The 12,437-nt window shown below is 38.0% G+C and carries 10 protein-coding genes; 9 read left to right on the top strand and 1 reads right to left on the bottom strand.

Translation table 11 applies throughout. From position 1 onward, the window contains the following. Window positions 1–46 precede the first annotated feature (46 nt). Both GGR02_RS04010 and GGR02_RS04005 read left to right on the top strand, forming a co-directional pair. Window positions 47–763 (top strand): response regulator transcription factor, encoded by a 717-nt coding sequence (locus tag GGR02_RS04010; RefSeq protein WP_183183447.1) that lies wholly within the window; start codon window positions 47–49, stop codon window positions 761–763. Beyond that, complete coding sequence (locus GGR02_RS04005; RefSeq protein ID WP_183183503.1) at window positions 763–2,538, top strand: ATP-binding protein; 1,776 nt, start codon at window positions 763–765, stop codon at window positions 2,536–2,538. Before GGR02_RS04010 ends, GGR02_RS04005 begins: the two co-directional genes overlap by 1 nt. Before the next feature lie 55 nt (window positions 2,539–2,593). Here GGR02_RS04005 and GGR02_RS04000 read toward each other — a convergent pair whose 3' ends face one another. Then, entirely contained in the window at window positions 2,594–2,779 is a 186-nt protein-coding gene (locus tag GGR02_RS04000; RefSeq protein WP_183183446.1) for a hypothetical protein, read from the bottom strand. A gap of 1,259 nt (window positions 2,780–4,038) precedes the next feature. On the opposite strand from GGR02_RS04000, the gene GGR02_RS03995 reads away from it, so the two are divergent. The 7 genes from GGR02_RS03995 (at window position 4,039) to GGR02_RS03965 (ending at window position 12,369) form a co-directional block, all read left to right on the top strand. Further along, window positions 4,039–5,037 (top strand): LacI family DNA-binding transcriptional regulator, encoded by a 999-nt coding sequence (locus tag GGR02_RS03995; protein WP_183183445.1) that lies wholly within the window; start codon window positions 4,039–4,041, stop codon window positions 5,035–5,037. Window positions 5,038–5,392: 355 nt separating this feature from the next. Continuing rightward, window positions 5,393–6,349, top strand: a complete 957-nt coding sequence (locus GGR02_RS03990; protein WP_229706072.1) for an ABC transporter permease — start codon at window positions 5,393–5,395, stop codon at window positions 6,347–6,349. Window positions 6,350–6,368: 19 nt separating this feature from the next. Then, on the top strand, window positions 6,369–7,283 hold the full coding sequence (locus tag GGR02_RS03985) for a carbohydrate ABC transporter permease (protein WP_229706074.1): 915 nt from the start codon (window positions 6,369–6,371) through the stop codon (window positions 7,281–7,283). 221 nt (window positions 7,284–7,504) lie between these two features. Beyond that, window positions 7,505–9,139 (top strand): ABC transporter substrate-binding protein, encoded by a 1,635-nt coding sequence (locus GGR02_RS03980; protein ID WP_183183443.1) that lies wholly within the window; start codon window positions 7,505–7,507, stop codon window positions 9,137–9,139. A gap of 100 nt (window positions 9,140–9,239) precedes the next feature. Continuing rightward, entirely contained in the window at window positions 9,240–10,199 is a 960-nt protein-coding gene (locus tag GGR02_RS03975) for a PfkB family carbohydrate kinase (RefSeq protein ID WP_183183442.1), read from the top strand. A 31-nt stretch (window positions 10,200–10,230) separates the two neighbouring features. Continuing rightward, window positions 10,231–11,727 carry a glycoside hydrolase family 32 protein gene (locus tag GGR02_RS03970; protein WP_229706076.1) on the top strand — a complete coding sequence of 499 codons (1,497 nt, stop codon included), beginning with the start codon at window positions 10,231–10,233 and terminating at the stop codon, window positions 11,725–11,727. A gap of 27 nt (window positions 11,728–11,754) precedes the next feature. Beyond that, the gene (locus tag GGR02_RS03965; protein ID WP_183183440.1) at window positions 11,755–12,369 is read left to right on the top strand and encodes a YesL family protein; all 615 of its coding nucleotides are present in this window, start codon (window positions 11,755–11,757) and stop codon (window positions 12,367–12,369) included. Window positions 12,370–12,437 lie beyond the last annotated feature (68 nt).

Genomic DNA, 12,437 nt, shown 5'->3' with positions numbered 1-12,437 from the left:
AACGCTTTCTATTTTTGTAAAATAGTGAACGAGGGAGGATGTTCATATGGATAAACAAGTGAAAATTTTAGTTGTTGATGACGAAGAACGCATTCGTCGCTTATTAAAAATGTATTTAGAGCGCGAAGAGTATGTTATTGATGAAGCCGAAACAGGCGACATCGCGCTTAAAAAAGCGCTCGAAAATGAGTACGACCTTATTTTGCTTGATTTAATGCTTCCAGGCAAAGACGGCGTCGAAGTATGCAAAGAAATTCGTGAAAAGAAAGCAACGCCGATTATTATGTTAACGGCAAAAGGAGAGGAAGCAAACCGCGTACAAGGGTTTGAAGCAGGAACAGACGACTATATCGTCAAGCCGTTCAGCCCGCGCGAAGTCGTGCTGCGCGTGAAAGCGTTGTTGCGCCGTGCGGCGAATGCGACGTACGTTCAAGCGGACACAACCGCAAAAGATGTGCTCGTTTTCCCGCATTTAACAATTGACAACGATGCGCATCGGGTGACGGCGGACGGAAAAGAAGTAAGTTTAACACCAAAAGAGTATGAGTTGCTTCTCTTTTTAGCAAAATCGCCGGATAAAGTGTTCGACCGCGAGCAGTTGTTGAAAGAAGTATGGCATTATGAATTTTTTGGCGATTTGCGGACGGTCGATACGCACATTAAACGGTTGCGTGAAAAGTTAAATAAAGTGTCGCCAACGGCGGCGAGAATGATTGTTACTGTTTGGGGAGTCGGCTATAAGTTTGAGGTTGTGAGCGAATGATGCAATTTTGGCGAAGCGTCGTTGGAAAACTATGGGCGACGATTTTATTGCTTGTGTCATGCGTGTTAATTGTATTGACGATGTTGCTTCTTAAATTTTTCGAAACGTACCACGTCCAAGAGGCGGAAAAAGAATTGACCCAGCTGGCGGTGAAAGTGGCGGACGTGATGCACGAGCGGCAAGATGAGGCGCTTGCCCGCTCGATTGCGTCGTCGCTTGTCGGGGACTCCACAAAAGCGATGATTATGTTTGATAAAACCCATTATTGGTATTTGCCGTCGCATTCAAAGCAGCAAGATGTCCCGCTTTCGCTTATTGAATCCGATGATGTATTAAAACAAGCGTTTACAAAGCAAGTGAAAAAGAAAATGTATTTGCCAACAATGCAGACATCCGACGGCTCTAGCCAATGGCTTATTGTTGGCGTGCCGCTCGAAACGGCGAGTGGCAAACAAGGGGCGGTGTTTGTTTTTCAATCGCTAAAAGCGGTAGAGGATACGACGCAGCAGACGACAAAGTTTATTTTTTTGGCGGCGTTTATTGCGATTGTGTTGACGACGATATTTGCCTTTTTCTTATCGACGCGCATTACAGCGCCGCTACGGAAAATGCGGCAAGCTGCGTTTGAAGTGGCACGCGGCAAATTCGATACGAAAGTGCCGATTTTAACCCATGATGAAATCGGCGAATTGGCGATGGCGTTTAACCAAATGGGGCGGCGCCTCCAGTTTAACATGAATGCACTTAACCAAGAAAAAGAGCAATTGGCGAGCATTTTAAGCAGCATGGCGGACGGGGTCATTACGTTTAATAGAGACGGGGAAATTTTAATTACGAATCCGCCGGCGGAACGGTTTTTGCAAGCATGGTATTTTGAGCAAGGAAATGAACGTGAAGCGATGGAAGCGTTGCCGCCGCAAGTGACCGACTTGTTTTCGCGTGTCGTGAATGAAGAGAAAGGGCAGTCGATGGAGCTGACGTTGCAAGGACGGACGTGGGTCATTTTAATGACGCCCCTTTACAGCCAAACGACGGTGCGTGGGGCAGTAGCGGTGTTGCGCGATATGACGGAAGAACGAAGACTAGATAAATTGCGCAAAGATTTCGTCGCGAACGTATCGCATGAGCTGCGCACGCCGATTGCGATGTTACAAGGGTATAGCGAAGCGATTATTGACGATATTGCGGCAACCGATGAAGAGAAAAAAGAGATGGCGAAAGTCATTTATGACGAGTCGCTGCGCATGGGGCGGCTTGTGAACGATTTGCTAGATTTGGCGCGCATGGAAGCAGGGCACATTACGTTAAATTTAGAAAAAGTAGAACTTCGTCCATATATCGAACGCGTCATTCGCAAATTTCAAGGCTTGGCAAAAGAAAAGGGTGTCGATTTAGCAGCGGAGTTTCGCAGCGAAGCGGAAGTCGTCATCGACCCAGACCGCATCGAGCAAGTGTTGACGAATTTAATTGACAACGCACTGCGCCATACGGACGAGCACGGGTCGGTGAAAGTGATGGTGGAACGAAGCGGGGAAACGGTTGTTATCCATGTACAAGATTCCGGCTCAGGCATTCCAGAAGACGATTTGCCGTTTGTTTTTGAGCGCTTTTATAAGGCAGATAAAGCGCGGACGCGGGGCCGTTCGGGAACAGGGCTTGGGCTTGCGATTGCGAAAAACATTGTCGAAGCACATAAAGGCACAATCACCGTCCATAGCAAACTCGGCGAAGGCACGACGTTTACGTTTACGCTGCCGCAAAGCAATCATTCCTAAATGAAGGCGGCTGTCTAATGGTCATCACATTGCCGATTAGACAGCCTTGAACGCTTTACACATAAGGATGACCATTCGTTTCTCGTTGTTGATGCAAATACGTTTCGACGTAAATTCGTTCTGCGTCGGTGGCGTTTTTTGCCCCTTCTTTTGGATTCATTTGGATGTTGCGTTTTTTCGCGATTCGATCGATCAAAAAGCCAAAAGCAAGCAGACTCCCAATGAGCACGATCCAGCCCACACGATCACCTCCTGTTTTTTAGTATTATACTATTTCGTTCCATAAAAAGGATGTGTCATGAATAAAATAAAGTTATTTTCTGTTAGCGATTGTTTTTCTTAATTTAAACAATCATTGAATTTACATCTCGCACCCTGAATAAAAGTTCGAAAATAATTTATAGCGAATGAATATTATTGATTTAATTAACATTAAAACTATATTTAATAAGTTAATTTATTCCTTATTTGATAAATAAAACATTTTCATTCGGTGATATTCAAAAAGCATCTCATATTTATACAAAAATTGAGAAATATGAGATTGAAGGGATAGGGGATTAAAACTTACCTTTTACCTGAATTCGTCACAAAACCGTTTTTATAATTCGGTTGAACCGTTGATTATGATAGGCTTTAAAAATTTGTTTGATCTTCAACAAATAGGAAAGTAAGATAAAGAAGTCCTATACCATTCGAATGGCATTAACAGATCGCTATCAAGATAAGTGTTAGTGTAACGATTGTTGGATATTTGCTCCATCAAACTAAATTGAACCGGCGCTTAAACAAACTCGGCTTGTCTCATGTGTTGAGCGATGCACGAATTTCTCATATCGATGTCATTCGCTTCATTCATTAGTTTATTAACTCAAGGAAGAACCTGCTTTGATATATCTAGACGCATCGTTACGATTTGACATTAGCTGTTAGGTTCTACCCCTATGTAAATGGCTCGATCAACTAGACAACATATCAAGCGTTTCGACGATTGTGTGGGAGGAGACACTTCGTTTGTTATGTCAACAAAAAACCATGTTGAGTTCGTATTTGACGAGGAAGGATACGTCGTGGGTGACTTTTGATCTGGATGCCCCCGACAACTCCGACTCGAAATAAAGTAGGAGTCAGTCTACACACTCAATATCTTCAAGGTACATAGGATTGAAGTAGAAACGAACGTTCGTTCATTATATACACCACTCCCTGTCTTTTTGTCTCTTTTTCGACTCTTGAGTCATTGTAAGCTAATGGATGGAAGCAATTACTTTGTCAAAGACTCTTATTTATTTGTATACATAGTATGAAACGAATCAACCAGCACTAGTCGTCAAGGATTCAGACACTTATTTATGAAAATAATTACTTATTCGTACATTCAAAAAAAATTCAAAATATTTTTCCTTTACTTATTGAAACCGAATGACTTATATCATATAATTGGTTCAAGAAATCGATTTCTCGGATAAGAAGATGCAACTTGGAGAGGAAGATATAGTTTTGAAAACGATTTCTGATGTGGCAAAATTAGCTGGTGTATCAAGAGCGAGTGTTTCAAGAGTTATTAACAATGTACCTACAGTAAATGAGGAGATTCGCAAGAAAGTATTGAAGGCAATGGATGAATTAGGGTTTATTCCTAATGTTTCTGCAAGAAACTTGCGAACTAAACAAACAAAAACAATTGCCGTTATTGTTCCACTTATTTCAAACACATTCTTCAGTAGATTAGTACAAACGATGGGAATTGAAGCGGAAAAGTTAGGATACAAACTATTAATCTGCCAATCGCGCAACATTGAAAAGGATGAACTTAGTTTTTTAGACTTATTAAAGACTCGCCAAGTTGATGGGGTTGTTATGGCGTCAGTGAGAAATTCATGGAAAAAAATAAAAAACTACTTGCAATATGGTCCAGTTCTTATGTGCAACGAGTCTTTTTTAGATGAAGAGGCTGATATTCCAAGCATAAAAATTGACCATGAATATGGAGGATATATTGCTGCACAATATTTGATAAAACAGGGGCACAAACGAATTGCTTTTTGTATTAGCGGCGATGATAGTCGATCAGGGTTAGAAAGAAAAAAAGGGTTTTTAAGAGCATTCCAAGAATTCGAGATACCTTTTGATGAATCCTTTGTAATGAATAATGCTTTTGATATTGAGAGTGGCAGAGAGATTTTCTACCAGCTACTGGGCCTACATGAACGGCCAACTGCAGTATTTACTGGAAGTGATGAGGTAGCTGTTGGAATTATTTCAGAAGCAAATAAAAATGGAGTTAAAGTTCCAGAAGAGTTGGCCGTTGTTGGTTTCGATGATAACCCAATTGCGAAAATCATACAACCAAGTTTAACTACCATATATCAACCGATTGATGATATTGCAAAAACATCGATTGAATGTATGGTTCAGGTTCTTAAAGGGGAGAAGGACTTTAGCAGTATCAAATCTGTTAATTTATCCATTCGATTAATAAAAAGAGAGTCTGCATAGATTGTTGAGGATGTCGATTTCTTAGGTATTTTATTTATAGTTATTTTTTTAAAGGGTTTAGAAATCGATTTATATGGTAATTAAGTATATTTTTGTTAATAAAACACCCATGAGGAAGTTTTTCTCGCCACCCAAGAATGAAAATAACCGTTCATGAACCCTTTATTTTCACAGAAAAAACTGTATTTTTGAAAATGTAGAAACATCACTTAAAAAGAACCTCTATCTAAACTGTTTGCGGTTACAATCCATTATGGGAAAGAGTAATTTACATCAAGGGTTATAAGTAAAATTTGTCCATGGATATTTTTGTAGGATCGAAACGTTAATCAATATGAAGGAGGCGCGAAAAAAGATGAAGGTGTCAGTAAAGGATAATACGGAAATAGTTTCTCCTGTTGTGCTTAGGAAATATACCTATACAAAGAAAATTTTACAAAATTATCAACTTTATTTGTTTATTTTACCAACAATTATTTATTTTATTATTTTTCATTATTTACCTATGTATGGGGTGCTAATCGCATTTAAAGATTTTGTCGCAACAAAAGGAATTATATCCAGTCCTTGGGTTGGATTTAAGCATTTTGAGAGATTTTTTGATTCGTACCAATTTTGGAGACTTATTAAAAATACCTTAGGGTTAAGTGTTTTGCAATTAATCGTTGGATTCCCTCTCCCAATTTTATTAGCACTCATGCTGAATCAGATTAGAAGCGAAAAATATAAGCGATTTGTCCAAACTGTCGTTTACGCACCACATTTTATTTCGGTTGTTGTCTTAGCTGGGATGATTTATGTATTCTTTTCAAACAACGGACTTGTCAACAACATTATTATGATTTTTGGAGGTGAACCTATCTCATTTATGGCTAAACCGGAATGGTTTAAACCACTATACGTTGCATCAGGTGTATGGCAAGAAACAGGATGGGCAGCCATCATCTACTTAGCAGCACTTGCAGGAGTGAATCCAGAACTGCATGAAGCGGCAGTTGTCGATGGGGCAAACAAATGGCAACGAATTTTACATGTAGACATCCCGGCAATTATGCCTACTGCTGTAATTGTACTAATTTTGTCAGTGGGTAATATTATGAACGTTGGCTTTGAAAAAGCATACTTATTACAAACTCCGCTAAATCAACCGTCAGCAGAAGTTATTCCGACCTATGTATATAAAATGGGATTACAGCAAGCACAATATAGCTTTTCGGCGGCAGTAGGGTTATTTAATGCAGTGATTAATCTCATCTTATTGATAGCAGTCAATAAGTTTGCAAAAAAGATTTCTGGACAGGGGTTATGGTAAATGAAAGGAGGGGGAAAGCGTGAATGTATTATCTTTTGAAAAAACTAAAATAACAAGAAGATCTAAAGAAGACAAAATATTCGATATTATCAACTATGTTTTAATAGCTGTTATATTAATTTTGGTCATTTACCCATTGTACTTTATTATTATTGCTTCAATTAGTGATCCAAATATGATTCACCAAGGCAAAGTGTGGTTTTTGCCTAAAGAAGTTACATTTGAAGGGTATAAACGAATTTTTAATGATCCTAAAATCTGGATAGGATATAAAAACTCAATAATCTATACGTTGGTAGGTACGTTGGTTAATATATCTTGCACCCTGACTGCTGCTTATGCTTTATCTCGTAAAGATTTGTATGGAAAACGCATCATTATGTCCTTCTTTCTATTTACAATGTTTTTCTCTGGCGGATTAATTCCTACTTATTTAATAGTAAAAAATTTAGGTTTACTAAATACTATGTGGGCTTTGATTCTACCGAAAGCTGTAGCTGTTTGGAACCTAATTGTCGCAAAAACATATTTTGAAACGACGATCCCTAATGAATTGCTAGAATCAGCTAAAATCGATGGTTGTTCTGATGCAAAATTTTTCTGGAAGATTGTATTACCTTTATCGAAACCGATTGTCGCTGTTATGGTCTTGTTTTATGCAGTAGGGCATTGGAACTCATATTTCGATGCACTGATCTATTTGAATAATGAAAAGTTATATCCGTTACAGCTAATTTTGCGAAACATTTTAATCCAAAACGAAGCTTCAACACAGATGATAGGTGATTTGGATTCGTTAGCAGCAAAGCAAAGGGTTTCAGAATTGATTAAATATGGTGTGATTATTGTAGCTTCCATCCCTTTACTCATTGCATATCCATTTGTACAAAAATATTTTGTCAAAGGTGTTATGATCGGAGGGATAAAAGGTTGATATCTATATAAATACAACTAGAAGGTTTAACTTATGGTTGATGAAAAATAACGATTGCTTGATAAAAGACAAAAAACCTGAAAGTTCCAAATTGTATATAAGGGGGTGGTTATTCTATATTTTTACTAATTTTTACATTTTGGTTCTTTGCTGAAAGTGGCACTTGATTTATCGGTTTACAAAAAAGGGGTATTAGTAAAATAGTGAGGAGGTAAACGTAAATGATCCAATCAATAAAGAAAAGCGTCAAAAAGAAAGTGTCAACGTTCTTGGCTTTAGGGTTGGGGGTTTCTATCGCATTAGCGGGATGTACCGATGCACAGAAGGTGTCGAATAACGAGAAAAAAGAAGAGGATGTTGGATTTCACAAAACAGGGTTACCAATCGTTGATAAACAAGTTACTTTGAAATTTGTTTCACCTAAATCTCCTCTTGCGCCTGACTATTCTGAAATGACTATTTTTAAACGTCTTGAAAAAGCTACAAACGTAAAAATTAAATGGACGAATATTCCAGGTGATGGATACCAAGAAAAGAAGAATTTGATGCTTGCAAGTGGCGACCTTCCAGATGCGTTTTATGCATCCGGCTTCTCTGACTATGATCTCATCAAATATGGACAAAATGGAACAATTATCCCTTTGGAGGATTTAATAGACAAGTATGCTCCGAATTTGAAGAAAATATTTGAGCAAAGACCTGAGTTAAAGAAAATTGTTACAGCACCGGACGGTCACATTTACTCTCTGCCTCGGGCTGAAGAAATGGATTTAATAGGAATGCCAAACATTATGTTCATTAACAAAGCATGGTTGGATAAGCTAGGACTGAAAATGCCAACTACACTTGAGGAATATCACGATGTTCTGAAAGCCTTCAAAGAAAGAGATCCAAATGGCAATGGAAAAAAAGATGAAATCCCACTTACTTTTTGGTTTAATGGCTGGTGTGGAAACGAAGGTGACTTAATAGGTTTGTTTGGACTACCTGTTTCTTCAGGAGGAGATTACCGGGTTGTAAGAGATGGAAAAGTTCTCTTTGCGGCCGTTCAACCGGAATTTAAAGAAGCAATTAAGTATTTTCACGGATGGGTGAAAGAGGGTTTAATTGATCCAGAAGTTGTCACACAAAAAGTGGAAGATTTATTTGCAAAAGGGAAAACAAAGGATCCGACTCTTGGCTCTTTTATCTGGTGGGAGAACACAGAAGTAGTGGGGACAGATCGTGTGAAGGATTATGCTGTTTTACCTCCGCTAAAAGGAAAGGATGGAAAAATTATTATCGGTCGTTCCAATTATTCTGAATATGGAAGAGATGCGTTTGTGATTACATCAGCGAACAAGCATCCTGAAATTACAATGCGTTGGGTTGATCAATTATATGAGCCAAAAATGTCAGCGCAAATCAATTGGGGACCGATCGGGGAAATTTATGAAGAAGACAAAAACGGGATGTTGGTAAATAAAGAGCTTCCGAAAGGAGTGGCAATGGGGGAATATCGTCAAAAAGTCGCTCCAGGTGGTCCGTTCGTTGTGTTGCGGGAGTACTTTGGTAAAGTTGTTGACATGGAGCCGCGAGCAAAAGAACGATTGCAAATCCTTGATAAATACTATAGACCATATATGGTAAAAGAAAATTATCCATTCATCTTCTTTAGTCCTGAAGATTTAGATAAAATCAATTCGATCGAGCCGGAGATTAAAGAGTTTGTAAAACAAAAAGAGGCGAAATGGCTGATTGAGGGTGGAATTGAAGAAGAGTGGGATGACTATGTTGCTCAACTAAAAGCCATGGGACTAGATGAATTAATGAAAATTTACCAAAAAGATTTAGACAAATTTAATGGAAAAAAGTAATCCGTTAAAAACCATCTAAAGCCAGACAAGAATACGGTCTGGCTTCGCTTTTATTCTCTATATAGGAGCATCAATGTAGAAAAAAGAAGAGGCGATGTGTATGTATGATGTAACAGCATTAGGGGAATTATTAATCGATTTTACTCCATCAGACCACTCTGATAAAGGGAATATTTTATTTGAAACAAATCCTGGAGGAGCGCCAGCAAATGTTCTTGTTGCCCTTTCAAAACTAGATAAGAAAACGGCCTTCATTGGTAAAGTGGGCAATGATCAATTCGGTCACTTTCTAAGGAGTGTTTTACAAGAACATAACATTGATACAAGTAACCTATTATTCTCAGATCATGTAAATACAACTTTGGCTTTTGTGCACCTAGATGAAAACGGTGATCGTTCTTTTAGTTTTTATCGAAATCCGGGTGCTGATATTATGCTTGATAGAGATGAAATCAACGAAGAATTGATAAAACAATCGCGCATCTTTCATTTCGGTTCTTTGTCTTTAACAAATGATCCTGCAGCTACAGCAACTTTCACAGCGCTACTGTATGCTAAAAAACATAAGAAAATCATCTCCTATGATCCGAATTTACGTATTCCTTTATGGGAATCTCTAGATGATGCAAAGGAAATGATGTTGAAAGGACTGGAATATGCGGACATCGTTAAACTGTCAGAGGAAGAGCTTGAATTTTTAACGGGGTATAGTGATGTCGTAAAAGGAACAGAAGTGTTACATGCACAATACGATACTTCTCTAATCTTTGTAACGTTAGGATCAAAAGGCTGTTTTTATCGCTCGAAAAAAGACCATGGTAGCAAAGAAGGATTTAGGGTGAAAGCAATAGATACGACGGGAGCAGGGGATGCTTTTCTAGGTGGTGTCTTATATAAACTTCTTGAAACAAATAAACCGTTACATGAACTAACTACTCCTGATTTAGTAGGAATCGTTACATTTGCTAATGCATTAGGGGCGCTTGCTACAGAGGAAAAAGGCGGAATTCCAAGTATGCCAACAATGGAACAAGTGGAACGATTATTAAATAAAGAATAGACATAGTAAATGCGAAAGGATGAGCAGAGAGATGAAGAACATTGGGGTTAAACAATCTTATTATACAGAAAATTATCGTCCGCAGTTTCACTTCTCCCCAGAGAGGCAATGGATGAATGATCCTAATGGAATGGTATATTACAATGGTGAATATCACCTTTTTTATCAATATCATCCCAACGGAATAACATGGGGTCCTATGCATTGGGGACACGCAGTAAGTAAGGATCTTATCCACTGGGAACAACTTCCAATAGCATTGGCGCCAGACGAGCATGGGATGATTTTTTCAGGAAGTGCAGTCGTAGATTGGAATGATACTAGTGGTTTTTTTGATGGAAAGTCGGGATTAGTAGCAATTTTTACTCATGCAGACACGTACCCTAATTCAGACAGCCCGAGACAAAGACAGAGTCTTGCTTATAGTAAAGACAATGGGCGTACTTGGGAAAAGTATGAAGGGAACCCCGTTCTCACTGATGAAAGTATCACTGATTTTAGGGATCCAAAAGTGTTCTGGCATAAAGAAACGAATCAATGGGTGATGGTTTTAGCAGCAGGTCAAACAGTAAGGTTATATACCTCTCCAAACTTAAAAGACTGGGATTTTGCTAGTGAGTTCGGAGAAAATCAAGGCTCACACCAAGGAGTATGGGAGTGTCCTGACTTATTTGAGCTAGCTGTGGATGGTAATCCAAATCATAAAAAATGGGTATTATTTGTTAGTATAGGTGACAATCCAGCATACGAAGAAGGATCACGTACGCAATATTTTATTGGAAGCTTTGATGGAAAAACATTTACTAATGAGTATGCACCTGAAGAAACGTTATGGGTAGATAAAGGTCGTGATAATTATGCAGGGGTATCTTGGTCAGATATCCCCCAGGAAGATGGAAGAAGAATTTATGTCGGGTGGATGAGTAACTGGAAATATGCCAATGTTATCCCAACGAAAGAATGGCGTGGCGCGATGACGATTCCAAGAGTACTTTCATTGAAAACTACGAAAGACGGTATTCGTCTCGTTCAAACTCCAGTCAAAGAATTGCAGGTTATTCGTGATAAAGCGATTTTTTTAAATAGTGAAATCATCACACCTAACGAAAATATATTATCGAATGAGTTGGGGAATCAACTTGAAATTATCGCAGAATTTGAACTGGATACAGCAACTGTATTCGGATTTAAAGTTTGCAAATCGGCCTATGAAGAAACAATTATTGGATATGATACAGAAAAGCGAGAGATGTTTATTGATCGTACAAAATCAGGAGATTCTAGTTTCCATGAGTCATTTGTTGGAGTACATAATGGAAATTTGGTTCCGCAAGATAACAAAGTCAAATTTCATATTTTTGTTGATTGGTCATCAGTAGAAGTATTTGGAAATGAGGGGGAATTAGTCATTACAGATCTAATCTTCCCAAGCCCTGAAAGCAATCAAATCGAACTGTATGCAAAAGGTGGCAAAGTTAAATTAAATTCTTTAGAACTATATATGTTAAAATCAATATGGAGTAAATAGTCTTAAAAAGGTGATGGGGGATTTAGCATGAACGATTTAAACAACAGACTATTTCAAACTTTAAATATCATTGTAGATTTATTTCTTTTAAATTTATTATGGGTGATTGCTTCTCTCCCTTTAATCACCTTTTTCCCCGCAACAGCGGCGATGTTCGGTGTTGTCCGTAAACGAATATTAAAAAAGGAATCAGAAGGTATTTTTAAAAGTTTTTTTAAGATGTTTAAGGAGAATTTCAAGCAAAGCTTTATCATATCGATTTTATGGAGCGCATTTGCCGTCTTCTTATTCTTTGATTATGTGTACATCAATCCAGAAACGTCTGTTTTCCAATTGATTCTTTATGTTGTATGGGTAATTGGCATTGTTTTGTTTAGTACTATCTCAATCTATATTTTTCCTATTATGGTTCATTTTGACTTAAGTTGGAAAATAGTAATTAGAAATGCCTTTTTCTTTTCACTCATGAACCCACTCATCACACTTATTTTATTAATCGTAGGAGGTATCGGTGGTGTGCTTTTATACACCTACCCAGCTTCTGTTTTTATCATTGGAACTCCGTTTGCAACTATAGTTTACTACTTGTCTCAAGTAACGTTTAATCAAGCTCTGAATATAAAGAAAAACGAATTTGAATAGGGAAACAAACGTTAAAAGGAAGGAGTGTTTATTAACCAATTAATATTGTCATATTTATGGCTTTTTGC

Origin of the sequence: Anoxybacteroides voinovskiense (genome assembly GCF_014196205.1) — a bacterium.
Lineage (GTDB): Bacteria > Bacillota > Bacilli > Bacillales > Anoxybacillaceae > Anoxybacteroides > Anoxybacteroides voinovskiense.
Note: the sequence above shows the minus strand (reverse complement) of the source record. Positions and strands in the feature narration are given on the sequence as shown.